Source organism: Ramlibacter humi (assembly GCF_004681975.1).
GTDB classification, from domain to species: domain Bacteria; phylum Pseudomonadota; class Gammaproteobacteria; order Burkholderiales; family Burkholderiaceae_C; genus Ramlibacter; species Ramlibacter humi.
Window position 1 is genome coordinate 554406 of sequence record NZ_SMLK01000001.1, and the last position, 24676, is coordinate 579081.

The following is a 24676-nucleotide window of genomic DNA, read 5'->3' on the forward strand; positions in this document are numbered from 1 at the left end:
GCAGCGCAGAGAACGCAGAGATTTCGGAGGACACAGAGATGAAATTCCGAGAGTGATTTCGTGTTCTCTGCGTCCTCTGCGCTTGCTCCGCGTCCTCTGCGTTGCGGACCCCGTATTCAGCGGCGCTTGGCCTTCTGCGCCGGCTTGCGCGCCGGCGCTTTCGCAGCCGCGCGCGGCGCGGCGCGCTTGGTCGAGTGGGCGGCAGACACGCGGGTCCGCACCTGGGTGTAGACGACCACCTGCTGGCCGGCGCGGAAAGCCGCGCTTACGCCGACGTTGTTCCACTCGGCCACCTGAGCGGGCGTGGCGTGGATGCGCCTGGCGATGGTGGTCACGGTGTCGTGCTTGCCGGCCTTGATGGTCGACTTGCGCAGAGTCACTTCCGGCGCCAGCGCCAGCTGGCCCTTGTCGGCCACGTCGCCGGCCACGTCTTCCTGCTTGGATGGCGAACGCGGCACCACCAGCACCGAGCCGGCCTTGATCAGCATGCGCGGTGGGATGGTGTTGACGGTGCGCAGTTCGGCTTCGCTCCAGCCCACGCGGCGCGCGGCTTCGGTGGCGCTCATCGTGCCGGGCACGGTCCACACGGTCCAGCTGGCGAACTGGCCCTGGCTGTACGCCGAGAGGTTGCGCGAGAACACCTTGGCGTTGTCCCACGGCAGCAGGATCTGGCCCGTGCCCGCGGCCAGGATCACCGGCCGGTTCAGGTGCGGGTTCAGCGCCTTGAAGTCTTCCACCGGCACGTCGGCCAGTTTGGCGGCCAGCAGCAGGTCGATGTCGCGGTCGATGCTCACCACGTCGAAGTACGGGTGGTTCTCGATCACCGGCAGGTCGGCGCGGAACTGGTCGGGGCTGGCGATGATGTTCTTCACCGCCTGCAGCTTCGGGACGTAGTTGCGCGTCTCGTTGGGCATGTTCAGGTCGGTGTACCTGGTGCCCAGCCCGCGGCGCTGGTTGGCCGCGATGGCGCGACCCACGCTGCCTTCGCCCCAGTTGTACGCGGCCAGCGCCAGGTGCCAGTCGCCGAACATGCCGTACAGCTTCTGCAGGTAGTCCAGCGCGGCGCGCGTGGAAGCCAGCACGTCGCGGCGGTCGTCGCGGAAGAAGTTCTGCTTCAGGTCGTAGTCGCGGCCGGTGCCCGGCATGAACTGCCACATGCCCGCGGCGCGCGCGCTGCTGACGGCCTGCGGGTTGAACGCGCTTTCGATGAAGGGCAGCAGCGCCAGTTCGCTGGGCATGCCGCGGCGCTCCAGTTCCTCGACGATGTGGAACAGGTACTTGCGCGAGCGGTCCGTCATGCGCTGCATGTAGTCGGGCCGGCTGGCGTACCACTGCTCCTGCTGGCGCACCAGGTCGTTGTCCAGGCGGGGCATCGCGAAGCCGCGGCGGATGCGTTCCCACAGGTCGGCGGGCGGCTCCAGCGCCGCGACGCTGGTGGTGCCGGTGGAGGCCGCGGGCTCGATGGGCTTGAGCGGCCCGCTGGGCACGGCGGCGGGGCCGGCGGGCCGCGAGACGGACTGGCCTTCGCCGATGGCGGTGGACACGGGCGCGGAGCCCTCGGACCCGGAAGGAGGGGTGCTCGCGCAGCCGGCCAGCAGCAGCGCCAACGCTAGGCCGGCGGCCTGGAGCAGTGACTTCATCTGAATTCGTTCTTCCATTGGCGGATGGCGGCGAACACGGCCACATCATCCCCGGCGTCGGCGCCGTTGAAGGAGTGGGCGGCGCGCACGACATCGGGTTGGCGCGTGCGCAGGAAAGGGTTGATGCGCCTTTCCTCGCCCACGGTGGAGGGCAGGGTGGGTTCGCCGCCGGCGCGCAGCGCCTCGCAACGGCGCTGGTAATCCGCGAGCGCTTCGTTGGCGGGTTCGACCGCGCGCGCGAAGCGCAGGTTGGACAGCGTGTACTCGTGCGCGCAGCACACGCGTGTGTCGGCGGGCAGGGCCGCCAGTGCATCGAGCGAATGCAGCATCTGCGCGGGCGTGCCCTCGAACAGGCGGCCGCAGCCGCCGGAGAACATCGTGTCGCCGCAGAACAGGATGGGCGCTTCGCCCGCGGGCCGCGCGAAGTACGCGATGTGGCCGGCCGTGTGGCCGGGCACGTCGATGACTTCGAAAGACAGGCCCAGCACCTGGATGGCGTCGCCGCCGGCCAGCTTTTCGTCGGCGCAGGGGATGGTTTCGCGGGCAGGGCCGTACACGCGCGCGCCCGTGGCTTCGCGCACGGCCTGGACGCCGCCGACGTGGTCCGGGTGGTGGTGCGTGACTAGAATCGCGTCCAGTCCGAGGCCGGCTTGCCGCAGGAAGGAAAGCACCGGCTGCGCGTCGCCCGGGTCCACCACCAGCGCCCGTTGCCCGTCGTGCAACACCCAGAGGTAGTTGTCCTGGAAGGCAGGCAGGGGAATCAACTTCATGAGCGACGCGATTATAGGAATGCACGAGTGGTTCGAGACCCCGCCCGGGCGTTACCTGCTCGAGTGGGAAAGGGCCCAGTTCGACCGCGCCGTCGCCGACATCTTCGGCTACCACGCGCTGCAGCTGGGGCTGCCCGAGCTCGATGCGCTGGCCGCCAACCGCATGCCGCACAAGTTCCTGGGCCTGCCCGGGCCGCGCCTGGCGCCGGGCGCGCGCAGGCCGCACCTGGTCACGGACTTCGCGGCGCTGCCTTTCGAGGCGAACAGCATGGACCTGGTGGTGCTGCCGCATTCGCTGGAACTGAACGCCGACCCGCACGCCACGCTGCGCGAGGTGGAACGCGTGCTGATGCCCGAGGGCAAGGTCGTGGTCTGCTGCCTCAACCCCGCCAGCCTCTGGGGCCTGCGCCAGCGCCGCGCCCACCTGTACCGGCGGCTGGGCTTCGGCCAGCTGTTCCTGCCCGATGCCGGCGAGTTCATCGGCTACCGCCGGCTGCGCGACTGGCTGCGGCTGCTGAATTTCGAAGTGGAAACGGGCAGCTTCGGCTGCTGGCGGCCGGCGCTGGCCACCGACCGCTGGCTGGACCGCTTCGAATGGATGGACCAGGCCGGCGAGCGCTGGTGGCCCATCTTCGGCGCCGCGTACTTCATCGTCGCCACCAAGCGGGTGCGCGGCCTCAAGCTCATTGGCAAGCTGTGGAAGCCGGCCAAGTCCATCGCCACCGCGCCGGTGCCGTTGGCCAACCGCCGGCCGCAGCCCGAAATGCAACAGGAGACTCTCGTTTGAACCCCGTGGTGATCTACACCGACGGCGCCTGCAAGGGCAACCCCGGCCCCGGCGGCTGGGGCGTGCTGCTGCGTTCCGGCGCCACCGAAAAGGAGCTGTACGGCGGCGAGCTGGGCACCACCAACAACCGCATGGAACTGACGGCGGTGATCCAGGGCCTGGCGGCCCTCAAGCGGCCGTGCCAGGTCACGCTGTACCTCGACAGCCAGTACGTGCTGAAGGGCATCACCGAATGGCTGGCCGGCTGGAAGGCCAAGGGCTGGAAGACCGCGGGCAAGACCCCGGTCAAGAACGCCGAGCTGTGGCAGCGGCTGGACGCCCTGGCCCACCAGGGCGGCCACGTCATCGACTGGCAATGGGTGCGCGGCCACGCCGGCGACCCCGGCAACGAGCGCGCCGACGCTCTGGCCAACATGGGCGTGGAAGTGGCGCTGGGCCACCGCAAGCCGCCGTTGTAAAAGTGCGGTAAAGCCCGGCCTTGCGGCACGCGGGCGGGGCTCACCCCGGGCAATCGCGGCTGGGCCAGTCGCGGCGCGGCTGCTACATTGACGCGTTTGCATGCAATCTCCCGGAAGTCCATGGCATCCAAGCCCCTTTACACCGTGATCGCCGTGGCCGGCATCGCGGCCGCCTCCGGCGCCGCGTGGTGGTACCAGAACAAGCCTTCCCATTCCGCCGCTGCCGCCGAGGGCGGTCCCGCCGCCACCGCGCCCGCGGGGGCCGCCAGCGGTTCCACGCGCGCGCCCGCCGTTGAAGTGGCCAAGGTCGAGGTCATGCGCCTCACCGACGACGCGCAGGCCGTGGGCAGCCTGCGCTCGCGCCAGAGCGTCGTGGTGCGGCCCGAGGTCAGCGGCCGTGTCACGCAGCTGAACTTCCGCGACGGCCAGCGGGTGAAGAAAGGCCAGGTGCTGGTGCAACTGGACGACCAGCTGCCGATGGCGCAGGTGCTGCAGGCGAGGGCGGAGCTGTCCATCGCGCGCGCCAACCACAAGCGCAACCAGGACCTGCTGGCCCAGAACTTCATCGCCGCGCAGCGCGTGGACGAAAGCGCGGCCAACTTGCAGGTGGCCGAAGCCAGGCTGGCGCTGGCCGAGGCCACTGCCGCGCGGCTGAAGATCGTGGCGCCGTTCGACGGCACGGCGGGCATCCGCACGGTGAACGTCGGCGACTACCTCAAGGACGGCGCCGACGTGGTGAACCTGGAAGACATCGACGCGGTGTTCGTCGACTTCCGCCTGCCCGAGCGCTACCAGACCAAGCTGAAGGTGGGGCAGGTCGCCACGGTGCAGGCCGACGCGCTGCCCGGCCGCCGCTGGACCGCAGTCGTCCAGGCCATCGACCCGCTGGTGGAAGCCAACGGCCGCTCCATCGGCATCCGCGGCTGCATCGACAACCGCCAGCTGCAGCTGCGCCCCGGCATGTTCGCGCGCGTCACCGCCGTCTTCGGCGAGCGCGACAACGCCGCCGTCGTGCCCGAGGAGGCCATCGTCCCGCAGGGCAACCGCCAGTTCGTCATCCGCCTCGTCGACGGGCCCGACCAGGACAGCAAGATCGCGCAGCGCGTCGAGGTGAAGGTGGGCATCCGCCGCCCCGGCCGCGTGGAGATCACCGAAGGCCTGCAGCCCGGCGACGTGGTCGTCACCGCGGGCCAGCAGCGCGTGCAGAAGGACGGCACGCCGGTGCGCGTGCTCGATCTCAACAAGGGTGGCGCGGGCGGCAGCGGCCCGGCCGGCGCCGCTGCCGCGCAGGCGCCCAGGCCCGCCACCAGCGGCCCGCTGGTGCCCGCCTCGGCGGCCGTGGCCCCCACGGGTGGCAAGGAGGCGATGGGTGCCAAGGCCGCGCCCGCGAAGGCCGTAGGCCCCAATCCCTGCTTGATGGCGGTGGCCGATGCCACCGCGCCGGCGCGCGCCGCCGGTGGCCGCGGCCGCCCGGCCGCCGCCAACTGACGCCACGCGCCAGGAGCCGGCCATGCAGCTGCCCGAGATCGCCATCCGCCGCCCCGTCTTCGCCACCGTGCTGTCCCTGCTGGTGGTGCTGGTCGGCGCCGTCAGCTTCAACCGCCTGGCGGTGCGCGAGTACCCCAAGATCGACGAGCCCATCGTCACCGTCAGCACCAAGTACGCCGGCGCGTCGGCCGAGGTGATCGAGTCGCAGGTCACCAAGCCGATCGAGGACTCGGTCGCCGGCATCGACGCGGTGGACGTCATCACCTCCATCAGCCGCGCCGAGCAGAGCCAGATCCAGGTGCGCTTCCGGCTGGAGAAGGACGCCGACGCCGCGGCGGCCGAGGTGCGCGACCGCACGTCGCGCGTGCGCAACCGCCTGCCGCAGGCCATCGACGAGCCGGTCATCGCCAAGGTCGAAGCCGACGCCTTCCCGGTCATCTGGCTGGCGTTCAGCAGCGACACGCTCACACCGCTTCAGGTGAACGACCTGGTCAACCGCATCGTCAAGCCGCGCCTGCAGACCGTCACCGGCGTGGCCGACGTGCGGATCTACGGCGAGCGCAAGTACGCCATGCGCGTGTGGCTGGACCCCGACAAGCTGGCCGGCTACCGCCTCACCACGCAGGACATCGAGGACGCCGTCCGCCGCAGCAACCTGGAAGTGCCCGCGGGGCGCATCGAGTCGCAGCAGCGCGAGTTCAGCGTCACCTCGCAGACCGACCTGGTGCGGCCCGCGCAGTTCGCCGAGATCGTGGTGAAGAACGTCAACGGCTTCCCGGTGAAGATCCGCGACGTGGCGCGGGTGGAGGAAGCCGCCGCCGACGAGCGCAGCACCGCGCGCCTGAACGGCCGCTTCGCCATCTCGGCCGGCGTCATCCGCCAGGCCACGGCCAACCCGCTGACGCTGTCGCAGGGCGTGCGCGACATGATCCCGCGGCTGAAGCAGGACCTGCCCGGCGACGTGTCCATCGACATCGCCAACGACAACTCGCTGTTCATCGACCGCTCGGTGAAGAACGTCTACCACACCATCGGCGAAGCCGTGCTGCTGGTGGCGCTGGTGATCTTCGTGTTCCTGCGCACGCTGCGCGCCTCCATCATTCCCATCGTCACCATCCCGGTGTCGCTGATCGGCACCTTCGCGATGATGGCGCTGGCGGGCTTCTCCATCAACACGCTCACGCTGCTGGCGCTGGTGCTGGCGGTGGGCCTGGTGGTGGACGACGCCATCGTGATGCTGGAAAACATCTTCCGGCACATCGAGGAAGGGCTGGACCCGTTCTCGGCCGCCATCAAGGGCGCGCGCGAGATCGGCTTCGCGGTCATCACCATGACCTTCACGCTCGTGGCCGTGTACGCGCCGCTGGCATTCACGCCGGGCCGCACGGGCCGGCTGTTCGTCGAATTCGCGCTGGCGCTGGCCGGCTCGGTGCTGGTGTCGGGCTTCGTCGCGCTGACGCTCACGCCGATGATGTGCTCGCTGCTGCTGCGCCACAACCCGAAGCCCAACTGGTTCGACCGCCAGATGGAGCGCGCCCTGGTGGCGCTGTCCGACCGCTATGGCCGCGTGCTGCGCTGGGTGCTGACGGCGCGCCTGCCGGGCGCCACGGGCAAGCTGGTGCAGGCGCGCTGGCTGGTGATCGGCGTCATGCTCGCCAGCGGGCTGGCCATCGCCATGGTCTGGCCGTCGATGAAATCGGAGCTGTCGCCGCTGGAAGACCGCGGCACGGTGCTGGCCCAGATCAACGCGCCCGACGGCGCCACCATCGACTACACCGACCGCTATGCCCGCGCGCTGGAGCGCATGGGCCAGCAGTACAAGGAGTTCGACCGCATCTTCGCCAACCTGGGCAACCCGACGGTGTCGCAGGGCAGCGTGGTGTACCGCGCCGTGGATTGGGAAGACCGCACCAAGACCACGCTGGAGATGGCCAAGGAGATGGCGCCCAAGGTGGGCGGCCTGCCGGGCATCAACGCGTTCATCATCACGCCGCCTTCGCTGGGGCAGGGGTTCCGCGACCGGCCGCTGAACTTCGTCATCCAGACCTCGGAGAGCTACGAGAACCTGAATCGGGTGGTGCGGCAGATGCTCGACGAGATGGCAAAGAACCCCGGCATCCAGGGCGTGGACGTGGACCTGCGGCTGAACAAGCCCGAGCTGCGCATCCAGGTCGACCGCGACAAGGCGGCCGACATGGGCGTCAGCGTGGAAGTGGTGGCGCGCGCGCTGGAAACGACCCTGGGCGGCCGCCAGGTCACGCGCTACAAGCGCGACGCCGAGCAGTACGACGTCATCATCCAGAACCGCGCCAGCGGGCGCACCACGCCCGAGGACATCGACAGCATCTACGTGCGCGGGCGCAACGACACCATGATCCCGCTGTCGGCGCTGGTGAAGGTCAATGAAAGCGTCAGCCCGCGCGAGCTCAACCACTTCGGCCAGCGCCGCTCGGCCACCATCACGGCCAACCTGTCGCCCGAGTACTCGCAGGGCCAGGCGCTGCAGTTCATGGAGCAGACCGCGAACAAGGTGCTCAAGCCCGGCTACACCACCGACCTGAACGGCAGCTCGCGCGAGTTCCGCAACTCCGAGGGTGCGCTGGCGGTGGTGCTGGTGCTGGCGCTGCTTTTCATCTTCCTGGTGCTGGCCGCGCAGTTCGAGAGCTTCATCGACCCGTTGGTCATCATGCTGTCGGTGCCGCTGTCGATGATCGGCGCGCTGCTGGCGCTGAAGTGGTCGGGCGGTTCGCTCAACGTCTATTCCAAGATCGGCCTGATCACGCTGGTGGGCCTGATCACCAAGCACGGCATCCTGATCGTGGAGTTCTCCAACCAGCTGCGCGAGGAAGGCAAGGAGCTGCTCGACGCGGTGGTGGAGGCCGCATCGCTGCGCCTGCGCCCCATCCTGATGACCACCGGCGCGATGGTGCTGGGCGCCATCCCGCTGGCGCTGGCCAAGGGCGCGGGCGCGGAAAGCCGCATCCAGATCGGCTGGGTGATCGTGGGCGGCATGTCGCTGGGCACCATGCTCACCGTGTTCGTGGTGCCGACCATGTACACGCTGTTCGCGCGGCGCAAGGTGCCGGGGGCGAACAAGGCCGAAGCGGTGGAAGAGGCCGGCGCCCATCACGGCGACCTGGTGGCCAAGTGAATGCGGAATGCGGGGTCTGCAAAGGTTTCGCAGAGAAGTCGTTCTCTGAATCCATTTGCTGAACCCTCTGCGTCCTCTGCGCTTGCTCTGCGTTCTCTGCGTTGCGGACCCCGTATTCAACGCGACAACGCACAAACCGATCCGTAGCGGCGCACGGCGCGGTGCGTGCGCCGACGGCTAAGTCGCCGCCGTCCGACACGGCGTGCGGCGCGCCGCCGACGCGGCATCACGGGGGAAACCGACGGGATGGCTCTGCCATTGAACGGCACAGTCACCCTCCATGAAGATCATCCGTTTCATCCACCTGACGTTCGCCCAGGCGTTCTATGGTTGGGCGCTGCGCGAGATCGACCCGATGCACCCCGACCTGCCCAAGCTGGTGATGAAGCACCAGGAACTGCAGGACGAGGCGCGGCGCATGTTCGCCGCCTGAGTCGTTCTCTCCGCTCCCGGCACGCCGATTGCCGCGAGGTGCGCTCCGCCATCCGGGGGCTGCATGGAACCAGCCTCGCGTCGCCTCTTCCTGAAGACGAGCGGTGCCGCCGCCGTCGTGCCGGCCATCAGCGTCGCGCAACAGCCGCCGCAGCCGCAACAGCAACCGGGCATGCAGCCGGCGCAGGCCGGCGGCGCAGAGGCCGCCCTACCTGTTCTTCACCGCCGCCGAAGCGGCCATCATCGAAGCCGCCGTCTGCGCGCGATCGCGCAGCAGGGCGCGAAAGCCATGCCGTGTTCACCTCGCCGCCACCGGCGGCTCAGGGACGCGTCGCGCAGAAGCCTGCCTGCCGGGTCTGGCCGGGGGCCACCAGGCGGTTCCAGTCGGCGCCGGTGACGGTGGCGGTCGTGCCCGATTTCACGAACGTGCCGTTCCACGACGCGGTGATCGTGTCCTTGAGCGGGATGGTCACCTTCCAGGCCACGGTGTTCGCGCCGTTGTTGGTCACGTTGACGTTCGCGCAGTACCCCGACTTCCAGTCGTAGTCGATCTGCACGGACGAAACGATGCCGCCGGGCGCGGGCGCCGGCGAGGGAGCCGGCGTCGGCGCGGGTGCGGGCGAGGGCGCCGGCGTGGGTGCTGGTGCCGGTGAAGGCGCCGGAGTGGGCGCCGGGGCCGGTGCGGGCGAAGGCGCGGGTGTCGGCGCGGGCGAAGGCGCAGGTGTCGGCGCGGGAGCCGGCGCGGGAGCCGGCGTCGGCGCGGGGGAGGGAGCGGGCGTCGGTGCGGGCGTGGGCGCAGGCGATGGTGCCGGCGTCGGCGCGGGTGCCGGGGCGCCGGCCAGGAAAGCGCTCTTCACCGCGGCGAGCAGCGGATTGTTCTTGCCGTCGGTGGTGCCGTAGTTGACAGCCCAGACGATGGTGCCGCCCACGCCGGCGCCGGCCGCGGGGCTGTTCGCCCACTGGCCCTTGTCGCGGATGCTGGCTTCGTCCTCGTAGGTCAGCAGGCCCGAAGGCTGGTCGGGCCGGCTGGCGGGCGTGTAGCCCGCGGTGCCGTAGCTGCGATAGGTGATGCCGGTGGCCGTGTCGTGCTGGTACTGGCCGTTGTCCAGGTAGCCGAACTTCCTGAGCAACGCGTAGTTCCACAGCGCGTCGTTGGCCGAGAACGAGCTGGAAGAGTAGCCATCGGTGGGCTGGCCCAGCGCCGACAGGGGCGGCCGGTAGCTCATGCCGTAGAAGCCGATGCCCATGCCGATCTTCGCGCGCGGGATGCCGGCGTTCACGAGCGCCTGCACCGCGCTGGAAATGGCGAGCGGCCGGGAGGGCGTCGCGCCGGCGATCGGCGAGAAGCCGGTGGTCTGCCAGCCGCCGCCGATCCAGCCCATGCCGTAGCTCATGAGGTTGTACTGGTCCACCAGCGACGCCACGCGCACGTCGTGCGCCGAAACCGTCTGGTAGTTCGGGTTCAGCACGCTGGCGGGGTAGGTGATGACCACCGGCCGCGAGCGGTAGCGGTCGTTGGCATTGGCCGCGGTCCGCAGTTCCGAGAGGAACTGCTCCAGCTGCTGCTCGTCGGCGGCCGTCAGCGAACCTTCCCAGTCAACGTCGATGCCGTCGTAGTCGTGCTTGGCCATGTACGCGACCAGGTTCGCGATGAATTTCGGCCGCACGGCAGCCGCCGTGGACGCGCGGAAGGCCGACTCCCCGCCTTCGCCGCCCAGCATGATCAGCGCCTTGGTGCCGGCGGCGTGGGCGCGCGCGACCAGCCAGTCCTCGGTCGTCTGGGAAGGCGCCCCGGGGCCGGTCCAGGTGGCCGTCTGCGAGATGTCGCCGCCCAGCACGATGTCCCCTGCCGCTCCGCCCTCGGCCCCGCCGCCGGCGCCGATGCGGCCGAACACGAAGTGCGTCATGGCCGTCATGTCGACGTAGCGCGGGTCCTGGTACTCCGGCTTGTTCAGCAGGTAGCCCGCCCAGTAGCCCGTGACCCACTTCTGGGGCGACGGCGATTGGGCCGCGGCCGTGAGGCAAACAAGGGTTGCTGCTGCGGCGGCGGCCGCGCGAAGTCGGAAGGTCATGTTTGAAAGTGATGACGGTGAGGGCGCGGATCGTAGGGAACCGGCCTTGAGCCACCTGTCTGCTGTAAGCAGTTGAGACAGTAGGCCCGTTCTTCACATTCTTCGATACGGAAAAAACGGATCGTTGCCCGTTTTCGCGTGCGCCGCGACGTGGCGCGCATGCAGCGTGCGCGTGGCTACTGCCTGGTGCGCAATGCCGAAACGACTTCGATGAGATGGTCCGCCACCTGCGATGCGGCCGTCGGTTCACCGAGCTGCTGCACCGAGTAAGTGCCGCCGCAGACGCCCGCGTACCTCACTTCCACGAACCCCGCGTAGGGGGAGGGAATGCCGGACGCGGTGCTGCAGATCGCCTCCGCGAGGCTGCCGTGGAACGACCCGGACGTGTGCACCGGCAGCGACCCGTATCGCACGTGGGCCACGAAGGCGTCCTCACGGACCTTGTCGACGGAAAGGAGCATGAGCACCGGTGGGTTTTGAGCCATCGACGGATTCCTGCTCCGGGGGTGTCACTGGGCCGCGAAGTTTGCCAGCCGGTGCCGGCGCGAGGCCGCCGGTACTGCATGCGCATGATGCGTACCCGTGCTCGGCATGCACCGGCCAGGCGCGCGACGGAATCGAAAAGGCTAGACCATGCCCTCGAACATCATCACGTCCACCTCGTCGCCGGCGGCGACGTTGCCCTGGGCGTGGTGCAGCACGATGAGCCCGTTGGCCTGCACCATCGAGCTGAGCACGCCCGAGCCCTGGTTGCCGGTGGTGCGTACCTGCAGCCTGCCATCGGGCGTGGAGCTGACGATGCCGCGCTGGTACTCGGTGCGGCCCGGCTTCTTGCGCAGGGCTTCCAGGCTGTGCGCGCGCAGCAGCGGCGGCGGCGCGGTGTCGCGGCAGCCCATGAGGCGCAACAGCGCGGGGCGCACGAAGGCGAGGAAAGTGACCATCACCGCCACCGGATTGCCTGGAAGGCCGAACAGCACGGCGCCAGGGCCGCCGCTTGCGGACGGGATGCGGCCCACGGCCATCGGCCGGCCAGGCCGCATGGCGATGCGCCAGAACGCCACGTCGCCCAGCTTCTTCATCATGGCCTTGGTGAAGTCGGCTTCGCCGACGCTGACGCCGCCGCTGGTGATGATGGCGTCGGCCTGCGCGGTCGCTTCGCGGAACGCTTTCTCGAGCAGCGCCGGCTCGTCGCGCACCACGCCCAGGTCCACGACTTCGCAGCCCAGGCGGGCGAGCAGGCCTCGCACCGTGTAGCGGTTGCTGTCGTACACCGCGCCTTCGCGCGGCGGCTCGCCCAGGCTGAGGATCTCGTCGCCTGTGGAGAAGCAAGCCACGCGCACGCGCCGCACCACGGGCACGCGCGGCAGGCCCAGGCTGGCCAGCAGGCCGGCGGCGGCGGGGCCGATGCGTTCGCCCTTCAGCAGGGCGGGGCGGCCCTGCATCAGGTCCTCGCCTTTCAGGCGGCGGTTGTCGCCGGCACGCAGCAGGCCGGGCGGGATCTCCACCGCATCGTCGCCTGCCGCCTTGGTGAATTCCTGCGGCACCACCGTGTCCAGGCCCGCGGGCATGATCGCGCCCGTCATGATCTTCACGCACTCGCCCGCGCGCACCTGGCCCTGCCACGCCTTGCCCGCGAGCGCGGTGCCGGCGACCTTCAGGCGCAGTGACGCATCGCCCAGCTGCGCGCCGTCGAACGCGTAGCCATCCATCGCCGAGTTGTCGTGCGGCGGCACGCTGAGCGGCGAGACCACGTCTTGCGCGAGCACGCGGCCCAGCGCGTCGAGCGTGCCGATCTCTTCCCGGTCCTGCACCGGAACCACCAGGCGGTCCAGGAATTCATTGACGCTGCGCGCGGGCAGCGCCTGCGGGTCGTAGCCCTGCAGCTCCGCCGCGATCTGGTCGAGGGACTTCACCGCTGCTCCAGCTGGCGCAGCTCGGCCAGCGTGTTGGCGTTGAAGAACGCGCGGCGGTCGTCGCCTTCGCGATCGAACGGCACGATGGCCATGCGGTGTTGCGCGGTCCAGGCGTCGATCTTGCGGCCGCCGCCGTGGGTGAAGTTCACCAGGCTTTCCAGCAGCTCGCGGCGCAGCAGGCAGAACACGGGCTGCGTGCGCAGCTGGCCGTCTTCCTCGGGTGCGCTGGCCATCGCGATCTCGGCGTCCTGCGTGACCGCGGCCTGCACCAGCCGCTGCACGAAGTCGGTGGGGAACATCGGCGTGTCGCAAGGCACCGTGGCCAGCCACGGGGTCTCGCAGTGTTCCAGCCCCGTGAGGAAGCCGGCCAGCGGCCCTGCGTAGCCGGGCAGGGCGTCGGGCCAGACCGGCACGCCGAACGATTCGTACGCGCCCAGGTTGCGGTTGGCATTGACCATCGCTTCGCCCACCTGGGGTTGCAGACGCAGCAGCGTGTGCAGCGCGAGCGGCACGCCGTTGAAGTTCTGCAGGCCCTTGTCGGCGCCGCCCATGCGCGAGCCGCGCCCGCCGGCCAGCACGATGCCCGTGACGTCCTGGCGATCCATGCGTTCAGCCTCCGATGTAGCTCATCTCGACGCGCCTGCGCGCCGGCCCGGCCTCGGCGGGCTGGCGGCCGCGCAGTTGCGAGTAGCGGTCGCCACGGCCCTGCCAGATGTGACCGACGGCGGAGGCGAGCTCCTCGTCGGAAGCGCCGCCGCGCAGCAGCGTGCGCAGGTCCCAACCCTGCTCGGCGAACAGGCACAGGTAGAGGCGGCCTTCGGTGGACAGGCGCGCGCGGTTGCAGGTGCCGCAGAAAGCCTGCGTCACGCTGCTGATGACGCCGATCTCGCCGGCGCCGTCCTCGTACGCCCAGCGTTCGGCGGTTTCGCCGGCCACCGTGGCGTCGAGTGCGCGCAGGGGGAATTCTTCCTGGACGCGGCGCACGACTTGCGCCGAAGGCAGCACTTCGTCCATGCGCCAGCCGTTGGTGGCGCCCACGTCCATGTACTCGATGAAGCGCAGCACGATGCCGGTGCCGCGGAAGTGGCGCGCCATCGGCAGGATCTCGTGTTCGTTGGTGCCGCGCTTGACCACCATGTTCACCTTCAGCGGCCCCAGGCCCGCGGCCTGCGCGGCTTCCAGGCCGGCCAGCACTTCGGCCACCGGGAAGTCGACGTCGTTCATGCGGCGGAACACGGTGTCGTCCAGCCCGTCAAGGCTGACGGTGACGCGGTCCAGCCCTGCGTCCTTGAGTGCGCGAGCCTTGCGCGCGAGCAGCGAGCCGTTGGTGGTCAGCGCCAGTTCGACGGGTTGCCCCTCCGGCGTGCGCAACTGCGCCAGCTGCTCCACGAGGATTTCGATGTTCTTGCGCAGCAGCGGCTCGCCGCCGGTCAGCCGGATCTTGTGCACGCCGTGCGCGACGAACACGCGCGCCAGCCGGGTGATCTCCTCGAAGGTCAGCAGGTCCGAGTGCGGCAGGTACGGGTAGTCCTTGCCGAACACTTCCTTGGGCATGCAGTAGCTGCAGCGGAAGTTGCAGCGGTCGGTGACGCTGATGCGCAGGTCGCGCATGGGGCGGCGCAGCGTGTCGAGCAGCTGGCCCGTCGCGGGCACGGGCGCGGGCAGCACCGGCGCCGCGAGGGCGGCGGTGCGCTGGTCGACAAGGGGAATGACGCGCTCGGCCACGCTTTCGATTGTGCCGCTCAGACGCAGCGGGCGCCGTCCACCTCGATGCAAACCCCCGAGATGAAAGCTGCTTCGTCGCTGGCCAGGTAGAGCGCCGCGTTGGCCACGTCCAGCGCGGTGGAGAAGCGGCCCAGCGGGATGGTGGCCAGGAACTTGGCGCGGCGCGCTTCGTCCACGGGGCCGCCGGCAAATTCGGCGGACAGGCCCGTGTCGGGGTTGAACACCGGGTTGATGCAGTTCACGCGGATGTTGTCGGGCCCGAACTCGGCCGCCAGCGACTTGCTGGTCGTGATGACCGCGCCTTTCGAGCCGTTGTACCAGGTGAGGCCCGGGCGCGGCCGCACGCCGGCGGTGGACGCGATGTTGATGAACACGCCGCCCTTGTTGGCGCGGAAGGCGGGTACCGCGTGGATGGTGGACAGGTAGATGCTCTTCATGTTGATCGCGTACACGCGATCGAACTCTTCCTCGCTCACTTCCAGCGCCGGACGGTTGCGGTGGGTCCAGCCGGCGTTGTTGACCATCGCGTCCAGCTTGCCGTGGCGCTGCACGGCGGCATCGACCAGCGCTTTCACTTCGGCCGACTTGGTGACGTCGGCCTTGAAGAACGACGCCTGGCCGCCGGCGGCCTTGATCGCCGCCGTGACCTTCTCGCCGAGCTCGGCGTTGATGTCGTTCACCAGCACCTGGGCGCCTTCCTGCGCCAGCCGCTTGGCGATGCCTTCGCCGATGCCCTGGCCGGCGCCGGTGACGATGATGGATTTGCCTTTGACTCTCATGATGTCTCCTGCGTGTTTGAGGGCGGTTCAGGGGGCGCCGATGGCCCGCAGGCTCTGGGCACCCGCGCCCTCGACGGCCTGCACCACGCCGCGGCGGATGACCGCCAGTTCCGGTGCGCCCAGCTGCTTGAAGTCAGCGGGTTCCTTGAAGTCACGCATGAGCACCGTCTGATAGCGCAGCTCGCCGCGGAGGGGATTCGTCTGCGCGAGGTCCGCAGGGGTATCGAGCGTGTAAACGTTCCAGCGGTACCCGGCCACGGCAAGGTATTTCGACAGGCCGAGGATGCTGCGCGAGTACAAGCCCGGGCCGTCGATGTACCGCTCGCTGCAGGGACCTCCGGCGCATTCGAGGTCCGCCATGGTGCGTCCCTCCGTCGCGGCCAGCACGGCCTTCAGCTTGAGGTCATTGCGCAGCCGCGCCAGCGTGCCTTCGCGGCCGGGTGCGACCTGCCACTGGCCGTTTGCCGCCTGAACCAGGCCATCCAGTTCCTCGCGGCTCACCCCTTGGGCACGCAGGTCCACGGGCACGAACCCGGCACGCGTTACGGCCTGAATCAAAGTCTGCTGGACGTCGGCTTGCAGGCCCGGCGCAGGGTAGCTGGCGCTGAAGTTGTTGAAGACGGTCGTTCCGACATGGCTGTGTCGCAACGTATCGCCGCCGGACACGAACACGCCGATGCGCTCGCCCCGGGCGATGGCCACCTGTGGCGCCGGGGGGGCGGTGGCGCAGCCCGCGAGCAGCGCGAATGCCAGCACTGCGAACCAGCGCCGGGATGTGTGAATCCCTGTTCTCATCTTCTCCTCCAGTTGGATTTTTTGTTCAGCCGTGACGGATGGCCACGGTCTTCAGCGTGGTGAAGCCCAGCAATGCCTCGAAGCCCTTCTCGCGGCCGTAGCCCGAGGACTTCACGCCGCCGAAAGGCAGCTCCACGCCGCCGCCGGCGCCGTAGTTGTTGACGAACACCTGGCCGCTCTTCACGCGCTTGGCCATGCGGAACTGCCGGCCGCCGTCGCGCGTCCAGATGCCCGCCACCAGGCCGAAGTGGGTGGCGTTGGCCAGCTGCACGGCTTCGTCCTCGTCCCCGAACGGCATGGCCGCCAGCACGGGGCCGAACACTTCCTCCTGAGCCAGGCGGTGCATCACCGGCACGTCGCGCAGCAGGGTGGGGGCCTGGTAGTAGCCCGTCTCGGGCGCTTCGTCCACCACCGTGCCCTGCGCCACCATCGGGATGCCGGCGTGCTGCGCGTCGGACAGGAAGTCCCACACGCGCTGCTGCTGGCTGGCGCGGATCAGCGGGCCCACGTCCAGGTCCATCTTCGCGGGGCCCACGCGCAGGTTGGCGAACAGGCCGCCCAGGCGGTCCAGCAGCGATTCGTAGATCGGCTGGTGCACCAGCAGGCGCGAGCCGGCCGAGCAGGTCTGCCCGGCGTTCTGCACGATGGCGTTGATGACCATGGGCAGCGCGGCATCGAGGTCGGCGTCGTCGAAGATGATCTGCGGGCTTTTGCCGCCCAGCTCCAGCGTCACGGGGCAGTGGCGTTCGGCCGCGGCCTGCTGGATCAGCGTGCCCACGCGCGGGCTGCCGGTGAAGCTGATGTGGTCGATGCCGGGATGGCGGGCGAGGGCGTCGCCCACCTCATGGCCGAAGCCGGTGACGATGTTGATGGCGCCGGCGGGGAAGCCCACTTCCGCCGCCAGTTGCGCCACGCGGATCAGCGACATGCAGGCGTCTTCCGAGGGCTTCACCACGCACACGTTGCCCGCGGCCAGCGCGCCGCCGACGCTGCGGCCGAAGATCTGCATCGGGTAGTTCCACGGGATGACGTGGCCCGTCACGCCGTGCGGCTCGCGCCAGGTGAGCACGCTGTAGCCGTCGAGGTAGGGGATGGTGTCGCCGTGCAGCTTGTCGCAGGCGCCGGCGTAGAACTCGAAGTAGCGCACCAGCGCCAGCGCGTCGGCGCGCGCCTGCTTGGTGGGCTTGCCGCAATCGCGCTGCTCGATCGCGGCCAGTTCTTCGGCGTGTTCGGCGACCTTGTTCGACAGCTTCATCAGCAGCCGGCCGCGCTCGGCGGCGGAGAGGCGGCTCCAGACGCTGTCGTGGCACTGGCGCGCCGCCCTGACCGCCGCGTCGATGTCCTCGGGCGTTCCGCGCTGCAGCTCATCGTAGGGCTGGCCGTCCGACGGATCGATGACGGGGATCGTGCGGCCGCCGGCGGAGCGGACGCTTTCGTTGCCGATGAAGTGGAGTTGCATGGGATGGGATTTTGCGCCAATGCCGCGGGAAGAATGCGGGGTCCGCAGCGCAGAGAACGCAGAGGGGCAAGGAATCCGTTAAGGGTTTCCTCCGCGCCCTCTGCGAAACCTCTGCGTTCTCTGCGCTGCGGACCCCGAATTCCACCCCGGTAGAATCCCGCTTTTAACAGCCTCCCCCGACCCCATGTCCGCCTGGGTCCTGCCGGATCACATCGCCGACGTCCTGCCTTCCGAGGCCCGGCACATCGAGGAATTGCGGCGCCTGCTGCTGGATACCGCCCGCGGCTACGGCTGCGAGCTGGTGATGCCGCCGCTGCTGGAGCACCTGGAATCGCTGCTCACCGGGACCGGCGAAGCCCTCGACCTGCAGACGTTCAAGCTGGTGGACCAGCTTTCCGGCCGCATGATGGGCCTGCGCGCGGACACCACGCCGCAGGTGGCCCGCATCGACGCCCACCTGCTCAATCGCGCCGGGGTCACGCGCCTCTGCTATTGCGGCCCCGTGCTGCACACCCGCCCCGACCGCCCGCACGCCACGCGCGAACCGCTGCAGTTCGGCGCGGAGATTTACGGCCACGCGGGCCTGGAAGCGGACCTCGAAGTGCTGTTGCTGGCGCTGGACTGCCTGAAGGCGGTGAAGGCGCCCGCGGTGACGGTGGACCTGGCCGATGCGCGCATCGTGCGCGCGCTGTTCGCCGGCGTGCCGGTGGATGCGAAGGTGCTGCGCGACGTGCATGCGGCCTTGGCGGCCAAGGATGCGTCCTCACTCCAGAGCCTGACGAAGGACTTCCCCGCGGCTTCGCGCGAAGGCCTGGCCGCGCTGGTCGGCCTGTACGGCGACGCCAAGGTGCTGGACGAAGCGCGACGCGTGCTGCCCCACACGCCGGCCATCGCGCAGGCGCTGGAGCAGCTGGCCTGGATCGGCCGCCACCTGGGCGGCGCGACGGTCAGCTACGACCTGGCCGACCTGCGCGGCTACGCGTACTACAGCGGCATCCGCTTCGGCATCTACATGCCTGGCGCCAGCGACGCGCTGGTGCGCGGCGGCCGTTACGACGAAGTGGGCGCCGTGTTCGGCCGAAACCGCCCCGCGGCGGGCTTCTCGCTGGACGTGCGCGAGCTGGTCGGCGTGGTCGCCCGCCCGCCGCTGAAGGCCGCCATTCGCGCACCCTGGGGCGAACAGCCCGAACTGCGCGAAGCCATCGCGCGCCTGCGCGCCGCGGGCGAGACCGTGGTCTGCGTGCTGCCGGGCCACGAGAGCCAGGTGGACGAGTTCCACTGCGACCGCGAGCTGGCGCTGCAGCAGGACCGCTGGGTCGTGCGCGCGCTCTGACCCTCCGCTTCAACAGTTTCTTTTCCGGGATTTCGCGATGAACAAGACGACAGGTCGCAACGTGGTCGTGGTCGGCACCCAGTGGGGTGACGAAGGCAAGGGCAAGCTGGTGGACTGGCTCACCGAGATGGCGCAGGGCGTGGTTCGCTTCCAGGGCGGCCACAACGCGGGCCACACGCTGGTGATCAACGGCGTGAAGACCGCGCTGCACCTCATCCCCAGCGGCATCATGCGGCCCGGCGTGAAGTGCTACATCGGCAACGGCGTGGTGCTGTCGGTGGCCAAGCTGTTCGAGGAGATCGAAGGGCTGGAAAAGGCCGGGGTGGAGGTGCGCTCGCGCCTTCGCATCAGCGAGGCCTGCCCGCTGATCCTGCCTTTCCACTCGGCGCTGGACGTGGCGCGCGAGGCGCTGCGCGAGAAGGGCGGCACCGAGAAGATCGGCACCACCGGCCGCGGCATCGGCCCCGCGTACGAAGACAAGATCGCGCGCCGCGCGCTGCGCGTGCAGGACCTGAAGCACCCGGAGCGTTTCGCCGAGAAGCTGAAGGTGCTGCTGGACCTGCACAACCACGTGCTCACCACCTACCTGCACGCGCCGGCCGTGGATTACCAGCAGACGCTGGACGAAGCGCTGAAGCTGGGCGAGCGCCTGCGTCCCATGATGGCCGACGTCTCGCGCGAGCTGAACGAGGCGCACCGCCACGGCGACAACCTGCTGTTCGAAGGCGCGCAGGGCACGCTGCTGGACGTGGACCACGGCACCTACCCGTACGTCACCTCCAGCAACTGCGTGGCCGGCAACGCCGCCGCGGGCGCGGGCGTGGGGCCGGGCATGCTGCACTACATCCTGGGCATCACCAAGGCCTACTGCACGCGCGTGGGCGGCGGGCCGTTCCCCACCGAACTGGATTGGGCGACGCCGGGCACCGTGGGCCACCACCTGTCGACGGTGGGCATGGAGAAGGGCGTGACCACCGGGCGCTTCCGCCGCTGCGGCTGGTTCGACGCCGCGCTGCTCAAGCGCAGCGCGCAGGTCAACGGCCTGTCGGGCCTGTGCATCACCAAGCTGGACGTGCTGGACGGCATCCAGGAACTGCAGCTTTGCACCGGCTACGAACTGGACGGCGAGCACATCGACATCCTGCCGCTGGGCGCGGACGAGATCTCGCGTTGCAAGCCGATCTACGAGACGCTGGAGGGCTGGACCGACAGCACCGTGGGCGTCACGCAGTACGACAAGCTGCCCGTCAACGCGCGCCTGTACCTGCAGCGCATCGAGCAGGTGACCGGGGTGCCCATCGATATCATTTCGACCAGCCCGGACCGCGATCACACGATCATGATGCGGCATCCGTACCTGGCGTAAGAGGGTTCAAGAGGAGTTCGAGGACATGCTCACGGAAGACGGCAAACACCTTTACGTCAGCTACGACGAGTACCACAACCTCGTCGAGAAGCTCGCGATCCGCATCCACCAGTCGGGTTGGCAGTTCGACACCATCCTGTGCCTGGCGCGCGGCGGCATGCGGCCCGGCGACATCCTCTCGCGCATCTTCGACAAGCCGCTGGCCATCATGTCCACCAGCTCCTACCGCGCCGAAGCGGGCACGGTGCAGGGCCACCTGGACATCGCGCGCTACATCACCACGCCCAAGGGCGAGATCGCCGGCAAGGTGCTGCTGGTGGACGACCTGGCCGACTCCGGCCACACGCTGCACAAGGTGGTGGACCTGCTGCGCAACAGCTACAAGCCCATCACCGAACTGCGCACGGCGGTGCTCTGGACCAAGGGCCTGTCGAAGTTCGAGGCCGACTACTCGGTGGAATTCCTGCCCACGAACCCGTGGATCCACCAGCCCTTCGAGCTCTATGACGCCATGGGGCCGGAGAAGCTGATCGAGAAGTGGAAGGTCTGAACCGTCATCCCCGCCTCCGCGGGGATGACGGAAGAAGGCGGGGATGACGGGACAGGGGCTACCATGCCCGCCATGCCTGTCCGTTCGACCGACCTCATCCAGCATCCCTACACCCCGCCCGCCGGTTTTTCCGCGCCGCAGCCGGGGGTCTACAAAGCCTCCACCGTCATCTTCCCCAACGTCGCCGCGCTGCGGGCGCGCGACTGGAAGCACAAGACCGGCTACACCTACGGGCTGCACGGCACGCCCACCACGTTCCAGCTGGAAGAGCGCATCGCCACGCTCGAAGGCGCGAAGCACTGCCTGCTGGTGCCCAGCGGCCTGGCGGCCATCGCCAACGTCGATTTGTCGCTGCTGTCTGTCGGCGACGAGGTCCTGATCCCGGACAACGTCTACGGGCCTTCCAAGACCCTCGCCGAAGGCGAGCTCGCGCAGTGGGGCATCACGCACCGCTACTACGACCCGATGGACCCGGCGGCGTTCGAGAAGCTGCTCGGGCCGAAGACCAGGCTCGTGTGGCTGGAAGCGCCCGGCTCGGTGACGATGGAGTTCCCGCCACTCGCGCAATTCATTGAAGCGTGCCGCCGCCGCGGCATCACCACCGCGCTGGACAACACCTGGGGCGCGGGCCTGGCTTTCAATGGCTTCGACCTGGGGCAGGGCAGCGGCGCCGACATCGTGGTGCAGGCGCTGACCAAGTACCCCAGCGGCGGCGGCGACGTGCTGATGGGCAGCGTCTGCACGCGTGACGACGACCTGCACACCCAACTGAAGATGACGCACATGCGGCTGGGCCTGGGCGTCGGCGCCAACGACGTGGAACTGGTGCTGCGTTCGCTGCCCAGCATCGCGGTGCGTTACCGCGCGCACGACGTGTCGGCGCGGCAGCTGGCCGCCTGGCTGGGTGGGCGGCCCGAGATCGCCGCCGTGCTGCACCCGGCGCTGGAAGGTTCGCCTGGCCACGAGCACTGGCGCGCGGTGTGCGGCGGCCAGGGGCTGGCCGCCGGCCTGTTCTCGGTGGTCTTCCACGAGCGCTACCCGGCGGCGCGGGTGGACAGGTTCTGCGACGCGCTCAAGCTCTTCAAGCTGGGCTATTCCTGGGGCGGCCCGGTCAGCCTGGTGGTGCCGTACAACCTGCCTTCGATGCGCACGGCCTCGCTGGGCACCTGGGCCCACAAGGGCATCCTGGTGCGCTTCTCGGTGGGCCTGGAAGAGGCCGAAGACCTGCGCGCCGACCTGGAGCAGGCCCTGGCCGCGCTCGGCTGAGCTGGACGGCGCGGCGTTTTGCCGTACAGTGTCCCATCAACCCTTTAGAGAACCGGAAGCGCTGTGGCCACACCCAACTACGGATACGAGAAGCGCCAGCGCGAACTGGCCAAGAAGCGCAAGAAGGAAGAAAAACTCAAGGCGAAGGCCGACCGCAAGTCGGGCGTCGCGCCCGCCGACGAGGCGGGCCAAGACGAGCAGGGCGGTGAGGGCGACGCGCCCGCTTCGCCCGAGCAGAACCCGCCGGCCTGAGGCTTACCCCGCCGCCGCGATCTCGCGCGCCAGCCGCGCCAGGCTTTCCTCGCCCCGGTCGGGCAGCAAGCAGGCTGGCGCCTCCCCGTACCGGCTGAAATTGCGCTGGATCGAAGCCGAGTACCCCGGGTCGTAGTGGCTCAACAGCAGCTCCCTCACCACCGTGTCCATGTCGCCGGCCCGCGCCAGCGATTGCCAGCGATCCACCACCGCCTTGCCGCGCAGCTGGGTCAGGGCCGCCAGGCGCCCGCAGAACAGCTCGGCGTCCCGCACGAAGAACTGGTAGTCCTCCATCAGCAGCGCCACGCGCTCGTCGTCGGGCAACTCCAGCCGCAGACAGGGGCTGGCGCGCATGACGGCGATCAGCGCCTCGGGCACGGCCACGTTGCCCACCTTGCGGCTTTCGCTTTCCACGTACACCGGCCGCGCGGGGTCGAAGGCGCGCAGGGCCTGCCAGACTCGGGTGTCGAACGCCTTCTGGCTGGGCTGGGGCTCGCCGGGGATCAGGCCCAGCACCGAGCTGCGGTGGTGCGCCAGGCCTTCCAGGTCCAGCACCTGCGCGCCCGCGTCGCGCAACGCATGCAGCAGCCGCGTCTTGCCCGAGCCGGTGGGGCCGCACACCACTCGGTAGTGCAGCCGCTGCGAAAGCTCCGGCAGCTGCGCCAGCACCACGCCGCGGAAAGCCTTGTAGCCGCCTTCCACCAGCGAGACGCGGAAGCCGATCTGGTCCAGCACCAGCGACAGCGAGCCGCTGCGCTTGCCGCCGCGCCAGCAATACACCAGCGGCTGCCAGTCCTTGGGCTTGTCCAGCACCTCGCGCTCGATGTGGCGCGACACGTTGGCCGCCACCAGCGCAGCGCCGCGCTTGCGCGCCTCGAACGGGTTGACCTGCTTGTAGATGGTGCCGACGAGGGCGCGCTCCTCGTTGTTGAGGGACGGCCAGTTCACCGCGCCGGGCAGGCGGTCTTCGGCGTACTCGGCTTCGCTGCGCGCGTCGATGACGGCGCTGAACGAATCCAGCCGCGCCGCGGCTTCGGCGGCCGGCAGGGTCTGCAGGCTCACTTCAGCAGCTTCCGCAGTTCGGGCCAGACGTTGGCCAGCATCGTGGCCTGGGCCTGCTCGTTGGGGTGGATGCGGTCGGCCTGGAACAGCTTGGTCGGGTCGGCGATGTCCGCCACGCCCTTGAGGAAGAACGGCACCAGCGCGGCCTGCTGCTCCCTGGCCACCTGCTCGTACAGCCCGGCGAACTTGCGGCCATAGTCGGCGCCGTAGTTGGGCGGCAGTTGCATGCCCAGCAGCAGCACGCGCGCGCCGGCCCTTTTCGCGGCTTCCGTCATGGCCGCCAGGTTGGCGCGGGTCATGTCCAGCGGGAGACCGCGCAGCGCGTCGTTGCCGCCCAGCTCCAGCACCACCACGCTGGGCTGGTGCTGCGTCAGCAGCGAGGCGAGGCGCGAACGCCCGCCCGAAGTGGTGTCGCCACTGATGCTGGCGTTGACCACGCGTGCCGGGACCTTCTCGGCCACGAGCTTTTTCTCCAGCAGCGGCACCCAGCCGGTGCCGCGCTGCAGGCCATACTCGGCGCTGAGCGAATCGCCGACCACCAGCACGGTGGCCGGGGAGGCGGCCGATGCCATGCCGGCGAACGCGCCGGCCAGCCCGGCCGCGATAAAGTGCCTGCGCCTCAAGAACAATCCTTCTTCAATGCCCGATCCCATCATCGCCGTCGAGCACGTCCACAAGTCCGTGACCGACTCGACCGGCACCCTCGACATTCTGCGCGATATCGATTTCGCCCTTGCACCGAGGGAAACGGCGGCCATCGTCGGCGCTTCCGGTTCGGGCAAGAGCACGCTGCTGTCCATCATCGCGGGGCTGGACACGCCCACGCGCGGCACGGTGCGGCTGGCGGGCGAGGACCTGTTCTCGCTGGACGAGGACGATCGCGCCGCGCTGCGGGCCCGGCAGGTGGGCTTCGTGTTCCAGAGCTTCCAGCTGATGGGCAACCTCACCGCGCTGGAGAACGTGATGCTGCCGCTGGAACTGGCCGGCCGCCGCGACGCCCGCAAGCTGGCCGCCGCCATGCTGGAGCGCGTGGGCCTGGCCGAGCGGCTGGGCCACTACCCCAAGGTGCTGTCCGGCGGCGAGCAGCAACGCGTGGCCTTGGCGCGCGCCTTCGTCGTCGAGCCCGCCGTGCTGCTGGCCGACGAACCCACGGGCAGCCTGGACTTCGCCACCGGCGAGCGGGTGATGGACCTGATGTTCGAGCTCAATCGCGAACGCGGAACGACCCTTGTGCTGGTCACCCACGACCGCGCCATCGCGGCGCGCTGCGAACGTCGGATCACGATCGAGGCGGGGCGGATCGTGCCGGGGTGAATGCGGGGTCCGCAACGCAGAGAGCGCAGAGGTTCGCAGAGAACGCAGAGAAAACCGTCGAGGA

General features: G+C 69.5%; 23 protein-coding genes. 11 read left to right on the forward strand and 12 right to left on the reverse strand.

Going from position 1 to position 24676, the window contains the following annotated elements; genetic code table 11:
• Positions 1-116: 116 nt before the first annotated feature.
• Both EZ216_RS02630 and gloB read right to left on the reverse strand, forming a co-directional pair.
• Positions 117-1640: a transglycosylase SLT domain-containing protein gene (locus EZ216_RS02630; RefSeq protein WP_135248016.1), complete on the reverse strand. Its 1524-nt coding sequence runs from the start codon at positions 1638-1640 to the stop codon at positions 117-119.
• On the reverse strand, positions 1637-2410 hold the full coding sequence (gene gloB / locus EZ216_RS02635; RefSeq protein ID WP_135248017.1) for a hydroxyacylglutathione hydrolase: 774 nt from the start codon (positions 2408-2410) through the stop codon (positions 1637-1639). The genes EZ216_RS02630 and gloB overlap by 4 nt, the downstream gene beginning before the upstream one ends.
• Between gloB and EZ216_RS02640 the strand changes: the two genes are divergently transcribed.
• The 5 genes from EZ216_RS02640 to EZ216_RS21245 all read left to right on the forward strand — a co-directional run bounded on the left by EZ216_RS02640 (position 2409) and on the right by EZ216_RS21245 (position 8727).
• Positions 2409-3197: a class I SAM-dependent methyltransferase gene (locus EZ216_RS02640; RefSeq protein ID WP_239024257.1), complete on the forward strand. Its 789-nt coding sequence runs from the start codon at positions 2409-2411 to the stop codon at positions 3195-3197. The two genes, gloB and EZ216_RS02640, sit on opposite strands and share 2 nt — an antisense overlap.
• The gene (gene rnhA, locus EZ216_RS02645; protein ID WP_135248018.1) at positions 3194-3655 is read left to right on the forward strand and encodes a ribonuclease HI; all 462 of its coding nucleotides are present in this window, start codon (positions 3194-3196) and stop codon (positions 3653-3655) included. The genes EZ216_RS02640 and rnhA overlap by 4 nt, the downstream gene beginning before the upstream one ends.
• A gap of 120 nt (positions 3656-3775) precedes the next feature.
• Positions 3776-5143 (forward strand): efflux RND transporter periplasmic adaptor subunit, encoded by a 1368-nt coding sequence (locus EZ216_RS02650; protein ID WP_135248019.1) that lies wholly within the window; start codon positions 3776-3778, stop codon positions 5141-5143.
• Positions 5144-5165: 22 nt separating this feature from the next.
• Entirely contained in the window at positions 5166-8294 is a 3129-nt protein-coding gene (locus EZ216_RS02655) for an efflux RND transporter permease subunit (protein ID WP_135248020.1), read from the forward strand.
• A 280-nt stretch (positions 8295-8574) separates the two neighbouring features.
• On the forward strand, positions 8575-8727 hold the full coding sequence (locus EZ216_RS21245; RefSeq protein ID WP_167772809.1) for a hypothetical protein: 153 nt from the start codon (positions 8575-8577) through the stop codon (positions 8725-8727).
• Between the two features lie 319 nt (positions 8728-9046).
• Here the strand turns inward: EZ216_RS21245 and EZ216_RS02660 are convergent, their stop codons facing one another.
• The 8 genes from EZ216_RS02660 to EZ216_RS02695 all read right to left on the reverse strand — a co-directional run bounded on the left by EZ216_RS02660 (position 9047) and on the right by EZ216_RS02695 (position 17469).
• On the reverse strand, positions 9047-10798 hold the full coding sequence (locus EZ216_RS02660; protein ID WP_135248021.1) for a glycoside hydrolase family 18 protein: 1752 nt from the start codon (positions 10796-10798) through the stop codon (positions 9047-9049).
• A 176-nt stretch (positions 10799-10974) separates the two neighbouring features.
• Positions 10975-11283: a hypothetical protein gene (locus tag EZ216_RS02665; protein WP_135248022.1), complete on the reverse strand. Its 309-nt coding sequence runs from the start codon at positions 11281-11283 to the stop codon at positions 10975-10977.
• Positions 11284-11424: 141 nt separating this feature from the next.
• Entirely contained in the window at positions 11425-12711 is a 1287-nt protein-coding gene (gene moeA, locus EZ216_RS02670; protein ID WP_135248023.1) for a molybdopterin molybdotransferase MoeA, read from the reverse strand.
• A complete protein-coding gene (gene mobA, locus EZ216_RS02675) occupies positions 12708-13316 on the reverse strand; it encodes a molybdenum cofactor guanylyltransferase MobA (RefSeq protein ID WP_135248024.1) in 609 nt (202 codons plus the stop codon). Before mobA ends, moeA begins: the two co-directional genes overlap by 4 nt.
• A gap of 4 nt (positions 13317-13320) precedes the next feature.
• A complete protein-coding gene (gene moaA, locus EZ216_RS02680; RefSeq protein WP_135248025.1) occupies positions 13321-14436 on the reverse strand; it encodes a GTP 3',8-cyclase MoaA in 1116 nt (371 codons plus the stop codon).
• A gap of 17 nt (positions 14437-14453) precedes the next feature.
• Positions 14454-15215, reverse strand: coding sequence for an SDR family oxidoreductase (locus EZ216_RS02685; protein ID WP_135248026.1), 762 nt, complete (start codon positions 15213-15215; stop codon positions 14454-14456).
• A gap of 27 nt (positions 15216-15242) precedes the next feature.
• Positions 15243-16010: a YajG family lipoprotein gene (locus EZ216_RS02690; RefSeq protein WP_135248027.1), complete on the reverse strand. Its 768-nt coding sequence runs from the start codon at positions 16008-16010 to the stop codon at positions 15243-15245.
• A gap of 25 nt (positions 16011-16035) precedes the next feature.
• Complete coding sequence (locus tag EZ216_RS02695) at positions 16036-17469, reverse strand: aldehyde dehydrogenase family protein (protein WP_135248028.1); 1434 nt, start codon at positions 17467-17469, stop codon at positions 16036-16038.
• 184 nt (positions 17470-17653) lie between these two features.
• On the opposite strand from EZ216_RS02695, the gene EZ216_RS02700 reads away from it, so the two are divergent.
• The 5 genes from EZ216_RS02700 to EZ216_RS02720 all read left to right on the forward strand — a co-directional run bounded on the left by EZ216_RS02700 (position 17654) and on the right by EZ216_RS02720 (position 22236).
• On the forward strand, positions 17654-18802 hold the full coding sequence (locus EZ216_RS02700; RefSeq protein ID WP_135248029.1) for an ATP phosphoribosyltransferase regulatory subunit: 1149 nt from the start codon (positions 17654-17656) through the stop codon (positions 18800-18802).
• A gap of 37 nt (positions 18803-18839) precedes the next feature.
• Positions 18840-20168 (forward strand): adenylosuccinate synthase, encoded by a 1329-nt coding sequence (locus EZ216_RS02705; protein WP_135248030.1) that lies wholly within the window; start codon positions 18840-18842, stop codon positions 20166-20168.
• Between the two features lie 25 nt (positions 20169-20193).
• Positions 20194-20718: a phosphoribosyltransferase gene (locus EZ216_RS02710; RefSeq protein WP_135248031.1), complete on the forward strand. Its 525-nt coding sequence runs from the start codon at positions 20194-20196 to the stop codon at positions 20716-20718.
• A 72-nt stretch (positions 20719-20790) separates the two neighbouring features.
• Positions 20791-21984, forward strand: a complete 1194-nt coding sequence (locus EZ216_RS02715; RefSeq protein WP_135248032.1) for a PLP-dependent transferase — start codon at positions 20791-20793, stop codon at positions 21982-21984.
• Positions 21985-22047: 63 nt separating this feature from the next.
• Positions 22048-22236: a hypothetical protein gene (locus EZ216_RS02720; protein WP_135248033.1), complete on the forward strand. Its 189-nt coding sequence runs from the start codon at positions 22048-22050 to the stop codon at positions 22234-22236.
• A 3-nt stretch (positions 22237-22239) separates the two neighbouring features.
• Here EZ216_RS02720 and mnmH read toward each other — a convergent pair whose 3' ends face one another.
• Positions 22240-23298: a tRNA 2-selenouridine(34) synthase MnmH gene (gene mnmH / locus EZ216_RS02725; RefSeq protein WP_135248034.1), complete on the reverse strand. Its 1059-nt coding sequence runs from the start codon at positions 23296-23298 to the stop codon at positions 22240-22242.
• Positions 23295-23951: an arylesterase gene (locus tag EZ216_RS02730; protein ID WP_439126706.1), complete on the reverse strand. Its 657-nt coding sequence runs from the start codon at positions 23949-23951 to the stop codon at positions 23295-23297. Before EZ216_RS02730 ends, mnmH begins: the two co-directional genes overlap by 4 nt.
• On the opposite strand from EZ216_RS02730, the gene EZ216_RS02735 reads away from it, so the two are divergent.
• Positions 23938-24612, forward strand: coding sequence for an ABC transporter ATP-binding protein (locus EZ216_RS02735; protein ID WP_205959610.1), 675 nt, complete (start codon positions 23938-23940; stop codon positions 24610-24612). The two genes, EZ216_RS02730 and EZ216_RS02735, sit on opposite strands and share 14 nt — an antisense overlap.
• The last annotated feature ends 64 nt before the right edge of the window (positions 24613-24676 follow it).

Coding starts and splice junctions, on each gene's coding strand:
- EZ216_RS02630 (WP_135248016.1), bottom strand. CDS start 1,640: ATGAAGTCACTGCTCCAGGCCGCCGGCCTAGCGTTGGCGCTGCTGCTG.
- EZ216_RS02640 (WP_239024257.1), top strand. CDS start 2,409: ATGAGCGACGCGATTATAGGAATGCACGAGTGGTTCGAGACCCCGCCC.
- gloB (WP_135248017.1), bottom strand. CDS start 2,410: ATGAAGTTGATTCCCCTGCCTGCCTTCCAGGACAACTACCTCTGGGTG.
- EZ216_RS02650 (WP_135248019.1), top strand. CDS start 3,776: ATGGCATCCAAGCCCCTTTACACCGTGATCGCCGTGGCCGGCATCGCG.
- EZ216_RS02655 (WP_135248020.1), top strand. CDS start 5,166: ATGCAGCTGCCCGAGATCGCCATCCGCCGCCCCGTCTTCGCCACCGTG.
- EZ216_RS21245 (WP_167772809.1), top strand. CDS start 8,575: ATGAAGATCATCCGTTTCATCCACCTGACGTTCGCCCAGGCGTTCTAT.
- EZ216_RS02660 (WP_135248021.1), bottom strand. CDS start 10,798: ATGACCTTCCGACTTCGCGCGGCCGCCGCCGCAGCAGCAACCCTTGTT.
- EZ216_RS02665 (WP_135248022.1), bottom strand. CDS start 11,283: ATGGCTCAAAACCCACCGGTGCTCATGCTCCTTTCCGTCGACAAGGTC.
- mobA (WP_135248024.1), bottom strand. CDS start 13,316: ATGGATCGCCAGGACGTCACGGGCATCGTGCTGGCCGGCGGGCGCGGC.
- EZ216_RS02685 (WP_135248026.1), bottom strand. CDS start 15,215: ATGAGAGTCAAAGGCAAATCCATCATCGTCACCGGCGCCGGCCAGGGC.
- EZ216_RS02690 (WP_135248027.1), bottom strand. CDS start 16,010: ATGAGAACAGGGATTCACACATCCCGGCGCTGGTTCGCAGTGCTGGCA.
- EZ216_RS02695 (WP_135248028.1), bottom strand. CDS start 17,469: ATGCAACTCCACTTCATCGGCAACGAAAGCGTCCGCTCCGCCGGCGGC.
- EZ216_RS02700 (WP_135248029.1), top strand. CDS start 17,654: ATGTCCGCCTGGGTCCTGCCGGATCACATCGCCGACGTCCTGCCTTCC.
- EZ216_RS02705 (WP_135248030.1), top strand. CDS start 18,840: ATGAACAAGACGACAGGTCGCAACGTGGTCGTGGTCGGCACCCAGTGG.
- EZ216_RS02710 (WP_135248031.1), top strand. CDS start 20,194: ATGCTCACGGAAGACGGCAAACACCTTTACGTCAGCTACGACGAGTAC.
- EZ216_RS02715 (WP_135248032.1), top strand. CDS start 20,791: ATGCCTGTCCGTTCGACCGACCTCATCCAGCATCCCTACACCCCGCCC.
- EZ216_RS02735 (WP_205959610.1), top strand. CDS start 23,938: ATGCCCGATCCCATCATCGCCGTCGAGCACGTCCACAAGTCCGTGACC.
- EZ216_RS02730 (WP_439126706.1), bottom strand. CDS start 23,951: ATGGGATCGGGCATTGAAGAAGGATTGTTCTTGAGGCGCAGGCACTTT.